At 65.0% G+C, this 19,916-nt stretch carries 15 protein-coding genes; 13 read left to right on the forward strand and 2 right to left on the reverse strand.

From position 1 onward, the window contains the following. Positions 1 to 41: 41 nt before the first annotated feature. Positions 42 to 443: a hypothetical protein gene (locus BM394_RS00725; RefSeq protein WP_092972729.1), complete on the reverse strand. Its 402-nt coding sequence runs from the start codon at positions 441 to 443 to the stop codon at positions 42 to 44. A gap of 52 nt (positions 444 to 495) precedes the next feature. Next, entirely contained in the window at positions 496 to 1,620 is a 1,125-nt protein-coding gene (locus BM394_RS00730) for a polyprenyl synthetase family protein (RefSeq protein ID WP_092973579.1), read from the reverse strand. Between the two features lie 463 nt (positions 1,621 to 2,083). Between BM394_RS00730 and BM394_RS00735 the strand changes: the two genes are divergently transcribed. From BM394_RS00735 to BM394_RS00795, 13 genes are all read left to right on the forward strand, one after another. Beyond that, positions 2,084 to 3,172: a terpene synthase family protein gene (locus BM394_RS00735; RefSeq protein WP_245779886.1), complete on the forward strand. Its 1,089-nt coding sequence runs from the start codon at positions 2,084 to 2,086 to the stop codon at positions 3,170 to 3,172. A 375-nt stretch (positions 3,173 to 3,547) separates the two neighbouring features. Continuing rightward, positions 3,548 to 4,747: an ROK family protein gene (locus BM394_RS00740; protein ID WP_092973583.1), complete on the forward strand. Its 1,200-nt coding sequence runs from the start codon at positions 3,548 to 3,550 to the stop codon at positions 4,745 to 4,747. 120 nt (positions 4,748 to 4,867) lie between these two features. Next, complete coding sequence (locus BM394_RS00745; protein ID WP_092972731.1) at positions 4,868 to 6,379, forward strand: sugar ABC transporter ATP-binding protein; 1,512 nt, start codon at positions 4,868 to 4,870, stop codon at positions 6,377 to 6,379. Beyond that, the gene (locus BM394_RS00750) at positions 6,376 to 7,407 is read left to right on the forward strand and encodes an ABC transporter permease (RefSeq protein ID WP_092972733.1); all 1,032 of its coding nucleotides are present in this window, start codon (positions 6,376 to 6,378) and stop codon (positions 7,405 to 7,407) included. The genes BM394_RS00745 and BM394_RS00750 overlap by 4 nt, the downstream gene beginning before the upstream one ends. Before the next feature lie 56 nt (positions 7,408 to 7,463). Then, complete coding sequence (locus BM394_RS00755) at positions 7,464 to 8,528, forward strand: substrate-binding domain-containing protein (protein WP_092972735.1); 1,065 nt, start codon at positions 7,464 to 7,466, stop codon at positions 8,526 to 8,528. Positions 8,529 to 8,637: 109 nt separating this feature from the next. Further along, positions 8,638 to 9,801: a Gfo/Idh/MocA family protein gene (locus BM394_RS00760; RefSeq protein WP_092972737.1), complete on the forward strand. Its 1,164-nt coding sequence runs from the start codon at positions 8,638 to 8,640 to the stop codon at positions 9,799 to 9,801. A gap of 28 nt (positions 9,802 to 9,829) precedes the next feature. Continuing rightward, positions 9,830 to 10,699: a sugar phosphate isomerase/epimerase family protein gene (locus BM394_RS00765; RefSeq protein ID WP_092972739.1), complete on the forward strand. Its 870-nt coding sequence runs from the start codon at positions 9,830 to 9,832 to the stop codon at positions 10,697 to 10,699. Between the two features lie 290 nt (positions 10,700 to 10,989). Further along, positions 10,990 to 15,270, forward strand: a complete 4,281-nt coding sequence (locus BM394_RS00770) for a ThuA domain-containing protein (protein WP_245779888.1) — start codon at positions 10,990 to 10,992, stop codon at positions 15,268 to 15,270. 137 nt (positions 15,271 to 15,407) lie between these two features. Further along, positions 15,408 to 16,592: an inositol-3-phosphate synthase gene (locus tag BM394_RS00775; protein WP_092973585.1), complete on the forward strand. Its 1,185-nt coding sequence runs from the start codon at positions 15,408 to 15,410 to the stop codon at positions 16,590 to 16,592. Next, positions 16,589 to 17,479, forward strand: a complete 891-nt coding sequence (locus tag BM394_RS00780) for an SCO3242 family prenyltransferase (RefSeq protein WP_175529902.1) — start codon at positions 16,589 to 16,591, stop codon at positions 17,477 to 17,479. Before BM394_RS00775 ends, BM394_RS00780 begins: the two co-directional genes overlap by 4 nt. 65 nt (positions 17,480 to 17,544) lie before the next feature. Continuing rightward, positions 17,545 to 18,384 (forward strand): sugar phosphate isomerase/epimerase family protein, encoded by an 840-nt coding sequence (locus tag BM394_RS00785; RefSeq protein ID WP_342752561.1) that lies wholly within the window; start codon positions 17,545 to 17,547, stop codon positions 18,382 to 18,384. Beyond that, entirely contained in the window at positions 18,381 to 19,055 is a 675-nt protein-coding gene (locus BM394_RS00790; protein ID WP_175529903.1) for an EboA domain-containing protein, read from the forward strand. Before BM394_RS00785 ends, BM394_RS00790 begins: the two co-directional genes overlap by 4 nt. Beyond that, positions 19,055 to 19,915, forward strand: coding sequence for a TatD family hydrolase (locus tag BM394_RS00795; RefSeq protein ID WP_092972746.1), 861 nt, complete (start codon positions 19,055 to 19,057; stop codon positions 19,913 to 19,915). Before BM394_RS00790 ends, BM394_RS00795 begins: the two co-directional genes overlap by 1 nt. Position 19,916 lies beyond the last annotated feature (1 nt).

Raw genomic sequence — 19,916 nt, forward strand, 5'->3', positions numbered from 1 at the left:
TCAGCGGGAATCGTGATCGCTTTCCCTCGAATCGCTTCCTTCTACTGACCACCGACTACGTTGGTTGCCTGACCAACCGCACCGGTGGCTCCTGAAGCTCCTGAAGCCGCGCTACTCGCAGTACCTGCCGCGTCACCGATCCCCGGAACCTTTTCCAAGGTCTTGATCAAGGAGCCCACCGAGTCGGTCAGCTCCGCGACCTGACCGGGGAGCTTCGCCAAGTCACCAGCGGCACCAACAGCTCCCTGCGCTGTACCGGCCGCGTCCCCGACCGTCTTCATCCCTGTCCGGGCAGCACTGGTGACCCCCTGCTCGACGAATCCCACGGCATCATCGTCCCGGTCGAGCAGCTCGTCGAAGGCTGTTTTGGCGTCGTCAGCGACATTGCCGATGAAATCCTTGATAGTGTCCAGCGTGCTGTTCTCGCAATTATTCTTGGACATGACCTGAAATCCTTTCTGATCATTTTGACGGGAGAACCGTTCTGTCGGGTTCTCAAAACTCACGATGGGCCGCCGAATCGGCCAGTTCACGCAAAGCGCGTCGTGCTTGCTCGGTCACGGGAGCCTGTTCCAGGGCATCTAGCGCTAGTTCACGACGGGTGACAATCATTTCCTCCACGGCACTACGGGCACCGGTCTCCTGAAAGATCTCACGTACCCGGTCGGCTCCCGCTTCATCCAGCTCCGGATCGCCGTGCAACGAGCGAAGGACCTCGTTCTGAGCGGGTGTGGCGCGCTGACGAGCCAATGCGACGAGGACGGTGCGCTTGCCGTCCCGCAGGTCGTCGAGCGCGGACTTTCCGGTTACGGAGGGCCTCCCGAAGACACCGAGCAGATCGTCCCGCAGCTGGAACGCTTCGCCCAACGGACAGCCGTACGCGTCGCAGGCCCGTAGCAACGACTCGTCACCACCGGCCAACGCGGCGCCGATCTGCAACGGACGTGTCACGGTGTAAGCGGCGGTCTTGTACCGGACAACTCGCCACGCACGACTGAGTTCGGCCTCGTTATCGTTCTCGGAAGTGTCGATGTCGAGGTACTGCCCGGCCACTATCTCGGTGCGCATGGTGTTGATCAGTCGGCGTGAATCACTGAGCCGTTGCGGTGAGACCCCGGAATCGTGCAACAACATGTCCGACCAGACCAGGCAAACGTCGCCGGCGAGGATCGCCGCGTTCTCTCCGAACCGGTCGGCGGAAGTCCCGTCGTTCGGCACATCGTTTCGCATCGCGAGCATCCGGTGAACAGTGGGCTTGCCCCGCCGGTAGTACGACGCATCCATGACGTCGTCGTGTATCAGCGCGAACGCGTGGAACAATTCCAGTGCGGCTCCCACTCTGAACGCAGCGGGCGTTGCGACATCACCTCCCGCTGCCGCCCAGCCGCACACGCAGAACATGGGGCGGAGTCGTTTTCCTCCCGTAACGAACCGGCTAACGACCTCGGCCAACGGTGGCAGAGATTCGTCCACGGATTCGCTGAGCTGCTCGTCCATGAACCGAGCCAATGCCGTGTCCACGTCCCGCCGAATCCGATCCAGATACAACCCTGCGGACTCTCGCCCATCATTCGATACCGCATCGACGGCGACCCGTTCGGCGGTATGTCCGGTTGGCATGGTCTCCTCCGGTTCGCATTGTGCGGTCACGGGAGCACGGGCAGAGTAGGCGGGCACCGACTTCCGAGCGATCGGAAGAAGGAACAACCACGCCCGCCGTTCCAACGGCAATGTGGGGACACACCGAAGCCACGGAAATCCCGCTGTGGAAGCTCACCGTAAGGCACGGTAGCAACGAGCCACAAGAAGTATAAACACCCATTCTCGTGATTCAACACTCACACATCAGCGTGTAACTCATTCGCGTGAGCATCCCCAAAAAGAGTGTGATTCATCGTTTTCCGTATCGATACCCCCGGGGAAAGGTTGTCGCAGCCACAAGGATTCTGATATTCACGACGACGTTCACCCGGCAAGGAATGAGCACAAGGTCGATCCGGCATGCCGGCCCGTGAAGGCCGATGTGTCCGAGAGGCATTTACACCATCCGTTCCGGCGACGACGGCCTCACGAGGAGATCACGATGACAGGTATGCGAGAACGTTTCAGAATTCCGCCGTTCTACTGCCCGATCGAGCCGGCACTTCATCCGGACACGGACAGAATCGAGAAGCGGGCGATCGAGTGGATCGACAGAGTACGTGTTTACGAGAACGAGACGAGGCGCGCCTGGGTCCTCGGCACCAACAGTGCTGAATTCTTCTCACGATTCGCGCCGGAGGGGATCGCGGACAATGTTGTGCTCGCCGCACAGTGGGTGTACTGGGGATTCGCCTTCGACGACGTTCGATGCGACAACGGGCCACTGGCAGACGATCCCGCCGAATTCGCGAAGCATGCGGGACGTGCACAACGCGTGCTGGAAGCTCCGCGCGACACCGACGCCACCGGTGATCGCTACCTCGACGCGCTGCACGACATCGGGCTGACGATGCGGGAGCTGGCCACTCCTACCCAGGTTCGTCGGTTCATCGACGCTCACCGGGCATGGCTGTACTGTGTCGCTTGGCAGGTGGGCAATCGGGCTCGTGGGGAAATGCCCGACCTCGACGACTACCTCGCGATGCGGTTGGGAAGCTCCGGAGGCTTTCCCACCATGGCCCTGTTGGAGATCGGCAATGGCGCCGAGGTGCCCGCCGCGGAGATGGACCATCCGACGGTTCGTGCCGCGACCGAGGCGGCGATCCTGACGGCGGGGCTGGACAACGACCTGCACTCCTATCGAAAAGAGCTCCGACAGGACTCCACCGATCAGAACATCATCAACGTGATGCTGCATCACGAGTGTTCGGATCTGGAGTGGGCACTGGCCGGCGCCGTCGGCCTGCGTGACCGAATATTTCAGCTCTACCTGCGACTGCGGGACCAACTCCTGCCGAACGCGAGCGAAGAGTTGCGGACATACCTGAACTGCTTGGCGCACGGAGTACGCGGCAACATCGACTGGGCACTGCGCGTTCCGCGCTACACCAGTTTGACCGACCCCGAGAAACCTCCTGTCGAGGGAGAGCAGTGGACGCCCCACTGGTCGGAAACTCCGTACGATCCGAGCACCGGCCCACCGGCTCTTCCCGCCATCTCCTGGTGGTGGGACAGGTTGGACAGTCACTGAAACCTCTCGGGACGAACCGTGCTCCACAAGCCGTGGGAAGCACGTGGCCCGACTCGAGAGCCGGGCAGCAGTCCGAACCGTCCCTTCGACTGGCCCCGGCTGCTCGAACCCCGGTTCGTCGGCAGCAACGACACGATCGAAGATCGGGAACAGCTCCACAGTAGATACGAGAACGGAGATAACTCCGATCGATCGAGCCGTTCGTTACTGCGAACGGACCAATCCACAGCTCTGAACAGCGGACAAACTTTGTTCTCAACACAGCAAAAGTTTGTTCAAAAGCGGCACTAGTATTGCCACATCCCGTGAAACGTGATTAACGTCTCGCCTCGCCTGGAGAGCGATCCGGACACGGGAGGAGAAACAGTGCCGCGTATCGCATCACGCCCGGAAACCCCCCAGCAGGGACGACTGCTGCGACTGCTGCGGGACAGTGGGCCGCACTCCCGAGCGGAACTGGGCGAGGCACTCAAGCTCTCCCGGTCGAAACTGGCCCACGAGGTCGACCGGCTCACGGAACTGGAATTCGTGGAGAGCGGCGGATTCGCCGCGTCCCGAGGCGGACGCCGTTCCTCGATCGTCCGGCTGTCGAAGCATCTGCGATTCGTCGGCGTGGACATCGGCGCGACCTCCGTCGATGTCGCCATCACCGACGGACAGCTCGATGTTCTCGGGCACGGCAATGCTGAGATCGGAGTCCACAACGGCCCCGACACCGTGTTGGACACCGCACTCGACCTGCTGAGCAAGCTACGTGCCGACGGCACCGCCCCGGAGATCCACGGTGCCGGTGTCGGCATCCCCGGACCGGTGAGTTTCCGCGACGGAGCTCCGGTAGCCCCACCGATCATGCCGGGCTGGGACCAGTACCCGGTGCGCGAGACGATGAGCCAGGCTCTCGGTGTGCCGGTACAGGTGGACAACGACGTCAACCTGATGGCTCTCGGTGAGCTGCACGCGGGCGTGGCCCGCTCCGTCGACGACTTCCTGTTGGTCAAGATAGGTACCGGCATCGGATGCGGCATCGTCGTCGGTGGTGAGCTGCATCGGGGGGTCTCGGGCAGCGCGGGCGACATCGGTCATATCCAGATCGAGGAGAACGGGCCGCCCTGCGCCTGTGGAAACAGCGGCTGTCTGGAGGCCTACGCGAGCGGAACAGCGCTGGCCCGGGACGCGATGGCCGCGGCACGGGCCGGTAAGTCCCCACGGCTGGCCGAGCTGTTCGAGAAGTCGGGGGCACTCTCGGCCGCCGACGTCACCGACGCCGTCTCGGTGGGCGATCCCGCAGCGGTACAGCTACTGCGAAGTGGTGGGCATCGCGTGGGACAGGTGCTGGCCAGCCTGGTCAGCTTCTTCAACCCCGGGCTGGTGGTCGTGGCCGGCGGTGTGGCGGGCGCGGGCCACTCCCTGCTGGCCGAGATGCGCAGCGCTGTCTATCGCAGGTCGTTACCACTGGCCACGGGCAACCTGCCGATCGTGCTGTCCGAACTGGCCGCGGCGGCCGGAGTGGTCGGCGGTGCGAGGTTGATCAGCGACCAGGTCCTGTCCGTACCGCGTGGCATCGAGGAACGTTAGGGGCACTGTGACGATGATCAGTTTCACCAGGTGTTGTGCACCACCTCCCGCCGGAGCCGTCACTCGATTCGGCATCACCTCGCGTCTCCCCCACGCACGACGGTTCGAGGAGTGCAGCGAATGAGTACGACCCTGCTTCAAATGCGCGGAATAATGAAAACTTTTCCCGGCGTGCGTGCGCTGGACGGGGTGGACCTCGAGGTGCGAACCGGCGAGGTGCACTGCCTGCTCGGACAGAACGGCGCGGGCAAATCGACATTGATCAAAGTGCTCGCGGGAGCACAACGGCCCGACGGGGGAACCATCGAGTGGGGTGGCGACACGGTCTCGGCCCGGAGTCCCGCCGCGGCGATGAAACTCGGTATCGCCACGATCTACCAGGAACTGGACCTGGTCGACGGCCTGTCGGTCGCCGAGAACATCTTCCTCGGTCACGAGCCGACCACTGTCGGCTTCGCACGACGCGCCGAGATGCGGCGAAACGCTCGGCGACTGCTCGAAAGACTGGGGCACGGCGAGATCGACCCGGCACGAGAGGTCGGTGAGCTGTCATCGGCGAGCAAACAACTCGTCAGCATGGCACGCGCGCTCTCCCTCGACGCGAGGTTGATCGTCATGGACGAGCCGTCGGCCGTGCTCGCCCACGACGAGATCTCGGGCCTGTTCCGGGTGATCGAGGAACTCACCAGGCAGGGAATCGCGATCGTCTACATCTCACACCGGCTGGACGAGATCCGTGAGATCGGCGACCGCATCACCGTGCTCAAGGACGGCCGGACAGTGGCCGAGGGCCTTCCCGCGGCCGACACCCCCACGGAACGGGTCGTGTCGCTGATGACGGGGCGGAGTATGGTCTCCGCCTTCCCGGAACGTAACTCCGTGAGCGCTCCCGAGCAGCAGAGCGAACTGCTCCGGGTGGCGGAGCTGAGCCGCACCGGTGAGTTCGAGGACATCTCGTTCACGGTGCGCGGTGGCGAGATCGTGGGAATAGCCGGACTCGTGGGGTCGGGCCGTTCGGAAATCCTGCAGACCGTCTACGGGGCGCGCAAACCCCGTAGCGGAGGGGTGGAACTCGCCGGTGGACGTCTCCCACCGGGCAATGTGCGAGCCGCCGTACGTGCCGGGATGGGGCTTGCTCCGGAAGAACGCAAGAGTCAGGCCCTGGTTCCGTACGAGTCGATCGCGCACAACGTCTCGCTGGCCGCTCTGGGGCGCTACGCCCGGCTGGGCTGGGTGGACAGGACCGGGGAACAAGCCGCTGCCGAGGAAGTAACCACCGCGCTGCGCCTCCAGCCATCGGACACGAAACAACCGGTGCGGGTGTTGTCCGGGGGAAACCAGCAAAAGGCCGTAGTGGCTCGATGGTTGCTGACCGACTGCAGGGTGCTGTTGTTGGACGAACCCACCCGAGGTGTCGACGTGGGTGCCAAGGCCGAGATCTACGCGTTGGTGCGTGAGCTGGCCGACTCCGGGGTGGGGGTGCTGCTGGTTTCCAGTGAGATACCGGAGGTTCTCGGTCTTTCGGATCGCGTCCTGGTGCTTCGCGAGGGACGAATCGTTCGGGAGTCCCCCGCCGACGAGATCGACGAGGCCGAAGTGCTCGATCTGTTCATCGAAGGGAGTGCCGCGTGACGGAGCAATCGCAGACCGACACGGTGCCGGCGTCGGAATCACGGTCCGCCACAGCCGCGGCGCCGAGAACGAGAAGCGCTCGCGCGAGATTCTCGGACGGTAATCAGCGGCAGATTCTCGGCCTGTTGGCCGTACTGGTGATTCTGATCGCGGTGGGCAGTTTCACCACGGACAACTTCTTCGAGGTATCCAATCTGGTGCTGCTGCTGAGTCAGGCGTCGATCATCGGCGTGCTGTCGATCGGGATGACCTTCGTGATCATCAGCGGTGGTATCGACCTGTCGGTGGGCGCGATCATCGCCCTGGCCTCGGTGTGGGCCACGACGGGAGCCACCCAGGAGTTCGGGCTGTGGGGGATGCTGTTCACCGCGGTCGTCGTGGCCGGAGTGTGCGGTCTCATCAACGGTGTGTTGATCGCCTACGGCGGTCTCGTGTCGCTGATCGTGACGATCGCGGGCCTGGCCAGTTACCGCGGCATGGCCACCCTCATCTCGGGAGGGCAGCCGCAGGTCGTGCGGGTGGACGGATTCGGTGCCATCGCCACGACGGAGTTCCTGGGCATCCCGCTGCTCGTCTACATGTTCGCCGCCACCGTGGTCCTCGGATGGTTACTGCTGAACCGGACGACGTTCGGGAGGCACGTGTTCGCCGTCGGTGGTAACGCCGAGGCAGCCAGGCTCGCCGGTATCGATGTACGTCGAATTCGCACGATCGTGTTCGTACTGTCCGGGCTGTGCTGCGCCGTCGCGGCGATCATGCTCACGGCCCGCACCGCCACCGGAGCCAGCACCCACGGCAATCTCTACGAACTCGACGCCATCGCGGCGGTGATTCTCGGCGGCACGCTGCTTTCCGGCGGCCGCGGCACACTGATCGGCTCGATTCTGGGGGTGGTCGTGTTCACCACCGTCAACAACATCTTCGTGCTGAACAACCTGTCCACTCCGATCCAGCAGATAGCCAAGGGCGTGATCATCGTGATCGCCGTGCTGCTGCAACGCCGTGCCAACAAGGAATCGGCCGGCTGAAACCGGAGGGATTCCTGACCAGACCGTGCAGTACCCGTCGTCGAAGGAGTATCGACATGTCGAAGTGGGACAGTTCAGCGACGCAACGCCGCCGTTTCCTGATGGGAGGAGCCGCCGTGGGAGCGGGCGCACTGCTCACCGCCTGCACCGGAAGCGGCAGCGGCGAGTCCGACGGCGCCAACCAGCTCGTCGGCCAACAGCAGGGTGACAACTCGCAACCCGGCGAAACCGTCACGATCGGACTGTCCATTCCCTCCGACGATCACGGTTGGATGGGTGCCATCGGCGCGAACGCCACCGCCCAGGCCGAGAGCTTCGAGGACGTCAACCTGGAGGCCACGGAAGGCACCAACGATGTGAACCGTCAGATATCACAGGTCAAGACGCTGATCAACAAAAAGGTCGATGTACTGGCGATCCTGCCGTTCAACGGTGAATCGCTGACCCAGGTGGCGGAACAGGCGATGCGGGCGAACATCCCGGTGGTCAACATCGACCGCGTCTTCGCGTCGAAGTTGGCCTATCGCACCTGGATCGGCGGGGACAACTACGGCATGGGGGTCAACGCGGCCAACTTCATCGCCGATCGTCTCGAGCAGCAGGGCGTCGAGAACCCGGTGATCGTCGAGATCGCGGGCATCGACAACCTGGAGCTGACCCGCGAGCGCAGCAGGGGATTCGCGGAAGCGCTCGAATCACGGGGGTTGAGCGTGACGATGAGTCAGAGCGCCGAGTTCACCCCGCAGTCCGGTCGCCAGGTCATGGGAAACGTGTTGCAGGCCAGGGACAACATAGACGCGGTCTGGAACCACGACGACAACCAGGGGGTCGGGGTACTGGCCGCGATCGAGCAGGCCAACCGGGGCGACGAGTTCTTCATGGTGGGCGGCGCCGGTTCGAAGGTGATGATGGAACACATCAAGGCAGGTGACGGCCCTATGGCCGCCACCGTGTCGTACCCGCCGACCATGTCCGCCTCGGCCGTCAACATGGCCAGGCTCATCGCACAGCAGCGCAGCGTGTCGGGGCTGGTGGAAAGTGCCGTACCCAGTGAGATCACGCTGCACTCGGCGACCGTCACCAAGGACAACGTCGACGAATACCTGAAAACGGCGTTCTGAGCGAGCCGAGAACAGCCACGAGCAGCGGACACACCTTCCGGGGCACCGAACGAAGAGGTGCTCCCCGTGAAGCGGGACGAGCCACTACACAGAAAGGTGACCGTGACCGATGACGGAAAACGACCGACTGGGCGTCGGGATGGTGGGGTACTCGTTCATGGGAGCGGCCCACTCACAGGCCTGGCGTACCGTCGGCCGGGTCTTCGACACACGCGTACAGCCCGTGATGGCCGCGTTGTGCGGGCGTCGATCGGACAACACGGCAGCGGCCGCCGAACGCCTCGGATGGGCCGCGGTCGAAACCGACTGGGAGAAACTGATCGAACGTCGGGACGTGGCGCTGGTCGACATCTGCACCCCTGGTGACACCCACCCCGAGATAGCGATCGCCGCGTTGGAAGCGGGCAAACACGTACTCTGCGAAAAACCGCTGGCGAACTCAGTCGCGGAAGCGAGCGCGATGACCGATGCCGCTCGAAGGGCACGGGAACGCGGTGTACGCAGCATGGTGGGATTCAACTACCGCAGGGTTCCGGCGCTGGCCCTGGCTCGGCGGATGGTGGCCGACGGCCGAATCGGCACGATTCGGCACGTACGCGCCCAGTACCTGCAGGACTTCATCGTGGACCCGGAATCTCCCATGATGTGGCGCCTCGACCGGGAGCGGGCCGGCTCGGGTGCGCTGGGTGACATCGGCGCTCACATTGTCGACCTGACCCGGTTCGTCACGGGGCAGAACATCACTGGCGTGTCCGGAATCACGCAGACATTCGTTCCCGAACGTCCGCTCGACGACGGTAGCGGCTCCTACGGAGAGGTCACCGTGGACGATGCGGCGGCGTTCCTCGCACGGCTGGACGGCGGCGGAATGGCCACCTTCGAGGCCACCCGGTTCGCGACCGGGCGCAAGAACGCCATGCGACTGGAACTCAACGGCTCCGCGGGCAGTCTGGCCTTCGACTTCGAGTCGATGAACGAGCTGCTGTTCCACGACCACACCGAGGACGAGTCCACAGCCGGCTTCCGCAGGATACTGGCCACCGAACCGGACCACCCCTACATGCACGCGTGGTGGCCACCGGGTCACGGACTCGGGTACGAGCACACCTTCACGCATCAGATGCGGGACCTGCTCGAAGCCGTCGGCACCGACGGCGATCCCGAGCCTTCGTTCGCCGACGGCCTCGCGGTGCAACACGTGTTGGCGGCCGTCGAGCACAGCTCGAGCAATCAGAGCGTGTGGACGGAGGTCCCCCGGCAGAACGAGTCGTGAATCACCTTCGAGCACGAAAGGATCGGTCATGCGGGAGTTCACGAACAACGGCAGACGTGCTTTTCTCCGCGGTGCGGGTGCGGCGGCGCTGGCGGTGGGAGCCTCGACCGTGGGAGCGCGAACGGCGTTCGCGGGAGCGGAGTGGGGCCACGGGCCGCACATACCGCGGAGCAGGATCGGAATCCAGCTCTACACCATGCGCGACATGATGAGCGAGTCGGTGTCCGAGACGCTCTCGTACCTGGCCGAGGTCGGTTACTCGGAGGTGGAGTTCGCCGGACTGTACGACCACACACCGGAACAAGCGCGCGATCTGCTGCGAGAGCTGCGGCTCCGGAGCCCCGCAGCCCACGAGGACATCCCCACTGAACGGGACGAGCTGGAGCAGCTACTGGACCGGGCCAGGACGCTGGGACAGCGCTGGGTAGTACTTCCCTGGTTCTCCGCGGATGACCTGGCCTCGTACCACCGGCTGGCCGAACGGCTGAACTGGGCCGGTGATCTGGCACGCAGGCACGGTGTCCGGATCGGGTACCACAACCACGCCCACGAGTTCGAGACGTTGGAGGGCAAGCGTCCGTACGACGTCCTGCTGGAGGAGACCGACCGGCATCTGGTCGACTTCGAAGTGGACCTCTACTGGGTGATCAAGGCGGGCGTCGATCCCCTGGAACTGTTCGAACGGGCCCCTCGCAGATTTCCACTCGCGCACATCAAGGGAATGGCCCAGGACGGTTCGTTCGCCGACCTGGGCGAGGGTGTTATCGACTACGAACGCATTCTCGCGGCGGGGAAGCACGCCGGGATACGCCACTTCCTCGTGGAACGCGACGACCAACCGCACCCGAGGGAAACCGCGAGGGAGGGATACCGCTACCTTCGACGTCTCGGATGCTGAGCACGATCCGAGATTTCGATCGAGTGCTCGATCGAGTCGTTCCGTCGGATCCGTCATACCCGTGAAGCCGGTCAACCGGATTCCTCGCTCCTCGCGACGGTCCGGCATCGCCCCGGAACGAGAATCGGGAACCGGCCGTATCGGAAATGCCGAGTCCGGTAAAGGAAATCTGTCGCGCAACCAGTATTCGAAACCGAAGCAGCATGCTGTCTACAGAGGGAGACACCGTGCCACCGTTATTACGTAGAGCGTTAGCGGCGACATTCAGCACGATACTTCTCGTCGGAACCATGATCGCGTTCGGCGCGCCCGCCGCCGCCCGGTCCGACGACTCCACTACCGCCGCGAACAACACCGACTCCGCGGCGGATGTCACCCCGAAGCACCAGGAATTCAACGTACTGGTGTTCTCGAAGACCGCCGGTTACCGACACGGTTCCATCCCGGCCGGAATCGAGGCGGTGAAACAGCTCGGCAACGAGCACCATTTCGGAGTGACCGCTACCGAGGACGCCTCGGCCTTCACCTACGACAACCTCAAGCAGTACGAAGCGGTCGTGTGGTTGTCCACCACCGGTGACGTGCTCAATGCGACGCAACAGGCGGCCTTCGAGAAGTACATCAACAACGGCGGCGGTTACGCCGGTGTGCACGCGGCGGCGGACACGGAGTACGACTGGTCGTTCTACGGCGACCTCGTCGGGGCCTACTTCGACTCGCACCCGGCCGTTCAGGAAGCCACCGTCAACGTCACCGACTCCGAGCACCCCTCCACCTCCCATCTACCGAGGGAGTGGAATCGCACCGACGAATGGTACAATTACTCGCCCAATCCGCGCGAAGACGTGCACGTGTTGAGCACGCTGGACGAGTCCACCTACGACGGTGGCTCGATGGGCGAGGACCACCCGATCAGCTGGTGTCAGCCCTATCAGGGTGGCCGTTCCTGGTACACGGGAATGGGACACACCACCGAGTCCTTCTCGAACCAGAACTTCCTGGACCATCTGGCGGGCGGTATTCGGACCGCGGCGGGCGCCGTCTCGGCCGACTGCGGCGAGGCCGCAGCGGAGGGGACTCTCAACCAGGTGACACTGGCGAAAACGGCCGACGAGGTCGGCGAGCCCATGGGCATGGCGGTACTGCCGAACGGCGATGTGCTGCACAGCGAACGCCAAGGCACGCTGTACTACACCACCGCGTCCGGCAACACCGAAGTGGCTGGCGACATCCCCGTATACACCCACGACGAGGAAGGTCTGCAGTCGCTGGCGATCGATCCGAACTTCGAGCGGAACCGGTGGGTCTACCTCTATTACGCTCCCCCGTTGAACACCCCCTCGGGAGATGCCCCCGCGACTGCCGACGATCCGGCGACGTTCGAGGAGTGGCAGGGATACAACCAGCTGTCGCGTTTCAAACTCGCTCAGGACGGCTCCCTGGACATGACCAGCGAGCAGCAGATCATGCGGGTGGACGCCACCCGCGGCATGTGCTGTCACGTGGGCGGGGACATCGCCTTCGGCCCCGAGGGCTCGCTGTATCTGTCCACCGGGGACGACTCGAACCCGTTCCAGTCGAGCGGTTACACCCCGATCGACGAACGCGGCAACCGCAACCCGGCATTCGACGCACAGCGCACCTCGAGTAACACCAATGACCTGCGTGGCAAGGTGCTGCGGATCGACGTCGCACCGGACGGTTCGTACAGCGTCCCGCAGGACAACCTGTTCGCCGGGGACAACAGCGACAAGACCCGCGACGAGATCTACGCGATGGGTTTCCGCAACCCCTACCGGATCTCGGTCGATCAGCGGACCGGCACTGTCTACGTGGGCAACTACGGTCCCGACGCCGCAACCGCCGATCCACAACGCGGCCCGGCGGGCATAGTGGAGTACGAACGGGTCACCGAGCCCGGCAATCACGGTTGGCCGTACTGCGTGGGTGACAACAAGGCCTACCACGACTACGACTTCGCCACCGGTAACTCCAACGGCGAGTTCGACTGCGCCAATCCGGTCAACGACTCCCCCAACAACGACGGACTCACGCAACTTCCCACCGCGAAGCCCGCGTGGTTGCCCTACAACGACGACTCGGTTCCCGAACTCGGCTCGGGCAGCGAGTCACCCATGGGCGGACCGGTCTACAACTACGACGCCGACAACCCCTCCACCACGAAACTGCCGGCCTCCTACGACGGCAAGTTCTTCGCCTACGAGTGGGGACGAGGTTGGATCAAGACGATCACTCCGGACTCGAACGGTCAGCCGTCGCGGATCGAGGACTTCTTCTCCTCGATGACGTTGACCCGTCCGATGGACATCGAGTTCGGTCCGAACGGCTCGCTGTACGTACTCGACTACGGCAGTGGGTACTTCGGCGGCGCCGAGGACTCGGCCGTGTACCGGATCGACTACACCCGTGACGGACGAGCCCCCACCGCACAGATCTCGGCCGAACCGACGAACGGTCAGGCGCCGTTGGAGGTCGACTTCTCGTCGAAGGGATCCTCGGATCCGGACCAGGGTGACTCGCTGAGCTACGCGTGGGACTTCGACGGGGACGGGCGGACCGACAGCACCGAAACCAACCCCACGCACACCTACACCTCGGACGGCGAGCACACCGCCACGCTGACCGTCACCGACCAGACCGGCAAAACCGGTTCGGCCAGTGAAACCGTGGTGGTGGGCAACACCGCTCCCAACGTGACGTTCCAACGGCCCGCGGCGGGCAAGGTGTTCGAGTTCGGGGACACGATCAACTACGAGGTCTCGGTCACCGATCCGGACGGCACGGCGGTCGACTGCTCGAAGGTGCACGTGGAGTACATCCTGGGCCACTCCACCGGCAACGACTCGCACGGGCACCCGTTGAGCGAGGCCAACGGCTGCAGCGGGACCATCGAAACCTCCAACACGGACGGCCACCAGGGCGCCGACATCTACGGTGTGCTCAACGCCAGCTACACCGACACCTCGCCCACCGAGCAGGCGCCCGCCCTGACCGGTTCCGCCGAGATCATCATGCAGCCCGCGAGCAAGCAGGCGGAGTTCTTCGAAGACAGCGACGGCGTGCAGCTCGTGGAGGACAGTGCGGGTGCCGAGGCCGGCGCCAGGGTCGGGCACATCCAGTCGGGTGACTGGATCTCGTTCACTCCGTACAACCTCGATGGGATTCGCTCGGCCACGTTCCGGGTCTCCTCGGGCGGTCCGGGTGGCACGATCGAGGTGCGTTCCGGTGCACCGGACGGACCGGTGGTGGCCACCGCCGATGTACCCAACACCGGCGGTTGGAGCACCTACACCGACGTCGGCCCCGTTCCGGTGACCGATCCGGGTGGCTCGGACGAGCTGTTCCTGGTGTTCACGGGCAGCGGTTCGGGTGGCCTGTTCGACGTGGACTCGATGCACCTGAGCCGCTCCGATGCCGCGCCGAACTGTGAACCGGTGCAACCCGAGCAGGGCTACACCAGTCTGTTCGACGGCACCGTGGCCAGCATGAACGGCTGGAAACAGGCCGGTCCCGGCGGGTTCGAGCACACCGCGAACTGCACGTTGCGCTCCACCGGCGGCATGGGGCTGTACTGGCTGGGTGACCGGCAGTTCACGGCGCCCTATTCGCTGAAGCTCGACTGGAAGCTCTCCGACCAGGACAACTCCGGGGTGTTCGTCGGTTTCCCCGACCCGGGCGACGATCCCTGGTCGGCCGTCAACAACGGTGAGGAGATCCAGATAGATCCCACCGACGCCCCGGAGAACCAGACAGGGGCGATCTATGACGAACAGGCTCCCGACCAGGAGAAACGCGACGCCGCGTTGAACCCGGCCGGTGAGTGGAACACCTACGAGATCGTCGTGACCGAAGAGTCGATCACCGTCCACCTCAACGGTGCGCGGATCACCCACTGGGTCGACGACGACCAGAACGTCGATCTGAGCAACGGTCACATCGGGCTGCAGAACCACAGTGACGAGGACACGGTCGCCTTCCGCAACGTCCGTGTCGACGAGGGCATCGACGTGACCGCGCCGAAGGTCTCGGCCGTTCCCTCCCCCGCCGAGCCCAACGGTGATCCGCACGGCGATTACGCGGGAACCTACAACACTCCCGTGAGCGTCACCCTGGAGTCCTCGGACAGCGGGTCCGGGGTGGCGACCGTGGAGTACCGCGTGGACGAGCAGGGCTGGACCGACTACGCGGAACCGGTGACCGTACGGGGAGCGGGCGAGCACACCGTGCGGTACCGGGCCACGGACGAGGCGGGCAACACGTCGAAGGTGGGCACGTTCACCCTCGAGATCAGGACCGACTCCTGCCCTGGTTCGGACCTGCGGAAAACCGTGGTGATCGGCTCCGACGACACCGGCGTCACCAACCGGGACTCCGGGAACGGTTGCACGATCAACGACCTGATCGACGAACAGGCCGGCTACGACGCTCACGGGCGGTTCGTGTCCCACGTGGATCGGGTGACGAACGAGCTGCTGGCGGACGATGTCATCTCCGGACGTGACAAGGGTCGGATCATGAGCGCCGCCGGGCGTTCCGATATCGGCAAGTGAGTTCCGGTCCCGGTCTCGCACCGCGCGGGACCGGGACCGTGCCACCTGGCGAGTTCCGCCGCCGGACGGATGTTGCCGCACCCGTCCGGCGGTCGGGGCGTGCCGAACGGATCGAGGCGAACGAGGAGGGCCGTCCATTGACGAGTCCCGAGAGCGACGGACGTACCGGAGTCTGGCTAATCGGCGCCCGGGGATCGGTCGCGACCACGGCGATCACGGGCGCGGCGGCACTGCGCGACCGGCTGATTCCCCCCACCGGCTGCGTCACCGAATCACCGGAACTCATGGACCCCGCGATGCCCGGATTCGACCGACTGGTGTTCGCCGGGCACGACATCACCGACACGCCGCTACCGAAGCGGGCCGAGCAACTCGAGGCGGGGGGCGTGCTGCCGCGCGGACTGCGCGAACTGGTTCACACCGATCTCACGGCCGCGGACAACCGGATCCGGTCCGGCATCGGTACCGCGGACGAACGCCACGACCAACTGGAAGCGGCCGAACGGCTGACCCAACAGCTATGCTCCTTCCGGGAGTTGTACGCGCTGTCCCGCGTCGTGGTGATCAATGTGGCCGCCACCGAAGCACACCCACCGTCCCGACGGGAACACGCCGATCTCGAAGAGCTGGAGAACGGCCTGCGGCATCCCGACCCGGCCGAAGGAGGACCACTTCCGCCGAGCTCGCTCTACGCCTACGCGGCCCTGCGAGCGGGCTGTCCGTACGCCGACTTCACGCCTTCCGTCGGAGCTCGGTTACCAGCGCTGGATCAGCTGGCCGCGGAACAACGGGTGCCATACGCGGGCAGCGACGGCAAAACCGGCGAGACACTGGTCAAAAGCGCGTTGCTGCCGATGTTCTCCAGCCGCGCGCTACACGTCCGCTCCTGGTCCGGCACCAACCTGCTCGGCGGCGGTGACGGACGCAACCTCGCCGACCCGAACAACGTGACCAGCAAAACCACCTCGAAGCAACGTGCCATCGGCGAATCGCTGGGGCATCCGGTCGACGGGGACGTGCACATCGACTACGTCCCCGCTCTCGGCGAATGGAAAACCGCCTGGGACCACATCTCCTTCGAGGGGTTTCTCGGCAACGGCATGAGCATGCAGTTCACCTGGCAGGGCTGCGACTCCGCCCTGGCAGCACCTCTCGTACTCGACCTGGCCAGGCTGCTGGCACGGGCACACGAACGCGGGCACTCCGGTCCGCTCCCCCAGCTCGGTTTCTTCTTCAAGGATCCGGTGGCCTCGGAAGAGCATCGGTTGGTGGCCCAGTTCGAAGCGCTGCGTTCCTTCGTCGAACGACTCAAGGAGGGATGACAGTGCGAATTCGGACACTGGTGGAACTCGTACGCGCTCCGGCCGCGCTGTCGGTGCCCGGCGACGTAGCGGCCGGATCCGCCGCACGACACCCGTCGCGTCAGACGACGATGCTGATGTTGTCCTCGTGCTTGTTGTACTGGGCGGGCATGGCGCTCAACGACTACGCCGACCGGGAGGTCGACGCGGCTGAGCGACCGGCGAGGCCGATTCCGTCCGGCCGGGTTCCGCCCGGCCTCGCGCTGGGCCTGGCGATCTCGTTCACCGGCTTGGCCACGACGATCGCCGCGCTCTCCTGCGGCAGGCGGACCCTGCGCGTCACCGTACCGCTGGCGGGCACGGTCTGGGGCTACAACATGGGATTGAAACGGACTCCGGCCGGTCCAGCCACGATGGCCGCCGCTCGCGCACTCGACGTGCTGCACGGCGCCGGACCCGGTGGTTTCCGCGACGCGGCACCGGCGGCCGCCGCCATCGGTGCCCACACCTACGGCGTCAGCACGGTGGGGCGTGCGGAGGTCAGCGGAGCGTCCCGACGGGTTCCCCGGGCCGCGTTGACGATGACGACCACGATCGTCTCAGCGCTTCTCCCCCGAGCGATCCGGATGACCGCGGTAGGAGGTCCGGAATCGCGGCACCGCCTCGTCGGGGCCACGATGTCGGCGGCACTGGCCGTCTACGTGGGCACGACCGGGACCGCTCAGTTGAAAGCTCTCCGCGACCCGAGCCCGGCACGACTGCGACAAGCCACCAGTGCAGGAATTCTCGGGATGATCCCGCTGCAAGCGGCGCTGACCGCGGGGGGAGGAGCTCCACGGCGGGCGGCCACCGTCCTGACGCTTTTCCCGATCGCGCGACGACTCTTCGGACGGGTGTCACCGACATGAGCGAAATCGGTTCCTTCCCCACAAACGCGACGGCGCTGCCGAAACACTCCGGCTCCGAGCGGACACTGCGTTTCGGATACGGCACGAACGGATTCGACAACCACCGGCTGACGGATTCGCTGGAGATCCTGGCCGAGCAGGGCTACGACGGAGTCGCGGTAACGCTCGATCACGACCATCTCGATCCGTTTCACCCTGACGTGGCCGAACACACCGCACGGTTAAGACGAGATCTGGAACGACTGGAACTCGACGCGGTGGTGGAAACGGGCGCACGCTATCTGCTCGATCCGCGACACAAGCACCATCCGACGCTGCTGTCGGAACCCGGCCGAGCACTGCGTCTCGACCTGCTGCACCGTGCGGTACACATCGCGGCGCAACTGCGGGCCGGGGTCGTCTCGTTCTGGAGCGGCACGAAACCCGACCACCTCGACGACGAAACGGCGTGGTCGCTGCTGGTCGAAGGTTGTTCGGAGGTTCTCGACACCGCTGCCGAGTACGGCGTGAAGCTGGGTTTCGAGCCGGAACCCGGCATGTTCGTCCAGGACCTGGACGGTTTCGAACAGCTGGCGGCGAAGTTGAACCACCCCGAGCTGTTCGGGGTGACGCTGGACATCGGGCACTGCCGCTGTCTGGAACCCGTGGACGTACCGGCGTGCGTACGCCGTGCCGGCCCGGACCTGGTCAACGTCCAGATCGACGACATGCGACGTGGCGTGCACGAACACCTGGAGTTCGGCGAGGGCGACATCGATTTCCCACCGGTGATGGCCGCGCTGCGCGAGGTGGGCTACCGCGGTCTGGTCTCCGTGGAACTACCCCGACACAGCCACGCCGCGCCCGCCGTGGCACAGCGCTCGCTGCGTTTTCTTCGACAGGCAGCCACGGAGGTGACAGCATGACCGCTCCGAATCCGGCCGAACTGCGTGCCGCGCTCGACGAGCGGATCCACGAGACCGCGGGGCGTTGGTTGGACGAGGCACTGACGGACATCGCCACGGGGGTGCGTGCGATCGGCACGCTCTTTCCCGCGGCGGGCAGGAAATGCGGTCGTGGCCCGCTCATCGACGATGCGGCCGCCGAGTCCGGAACACTGCGGACCTGGAGCAGCGAGGACGCGGTGCGCGCGTTGCTGCTGACGGCGCTGCCGTTGACGGGTGCCGAGCTGGGAACGGAGATCAGCGCGCTGTACCGGTACGGCGATGCCGCGGAGAAACGCGGCGTACTGCGAGGTGCGGGTGTGCTCCGGGAAGAACCGGAGCTGGTGGATGCCGGGCTGCCGTTGGTACGGGACGCGTTGCGCAGCAACGACACCGGTCTGATCGCAGCGGGAATGGCCGAGTTCGGCGCCCGCCATCTCGACGCACCCGCCTACCGGCAGGGCGTGCTCAAGTGCGTGTTCCTCGGAATTCCACTACGGGACGTCTCCGGAGTGCCGGAACGTGCCGACGCCGAGCTGGCACGCATGCTCACCGACTACGCCAGGGAGCGCAGCGCGGCCGGACGGGAGATCCCCAACGACGTGTGGCTGGTCGTGGACCCGGCACAACCCCACTCCGCCAAGGAGGCATGATGCGCATTTTCGACCCGCACATCCACATGAGCTCGCGAACCACGAACGACTACGACGCGATGTACCGGGCAGGAGTGAGGGCCCTGGTCGAGCCTTCCTTCTGGGTGGGGCAGCCACGCACGTCGGTCGGAACCTTCGTGGACTACTTCGACGGTCTGATCGGATGGGAACCGTTCCGGGCTTCGCAGTACGGTATCGCGCATCACTGCACCATCGGTCTCAATCCGAAGGAGGCCAACGACCCCAGATGCCGTGACGTACTGGAGGTACTGCCCCGTTACCTGGCCAAGGACGGCGTGGTGGCGGTGGGCGAGCTCGGTTACGACGCCATGACCACCGAGGAGGACGATGCCTTCGCCGCTCAGCTGGAACTGGCCGCCGAGCACGAGTTACCGGTGCTCGTACACACCCCGCACCGGGACAAGGAGGCCGGGACGCGGCGCAGCCTCGATGTGATCCGGGAGTCCGGCATCCCCGTCGAACGTGTCGTCGTCGATCACCTCAACGAGGTGACTGTCGAAGCCGTGGCGGAATCGGGCTGCTGGATGGGGTTTTCGATCTATCCGGACACCAAGATGGACGAGGACCGGATGGTTCGGATAATGCGCGGGTACGGCGTGGAACGGATGCTGGTCAATTCGGCGGCCGACTGGGGCAAGAGCGATCCGCTGAAAACGAGCAAAACCGCGCACGCGATGCTGGCCGCCGGTTTCGAACCGGCCGCGGTTGACACCGTTTTCTGGTCGAACCCGGTCGGATTCTACGGGCAGAGTGGTCGACTGCGCACGGAGACATCCACGCTCGGGGACGGTGACGGCACCACTTTCGCGGGAAACTCCATCGAACGCGGGAAACGGTGAT

The organism is Actinopolyspora lacussalsi subsp. righensis, assembly GCF_900116555.1.
Classification (GTDB): Bacteria; Actinomycetota; Actinomycetes; order Mycobacteriales; family Pseudonocardiaceae; genus Actinopolyspora; species Actinopolyspora lacussalsi.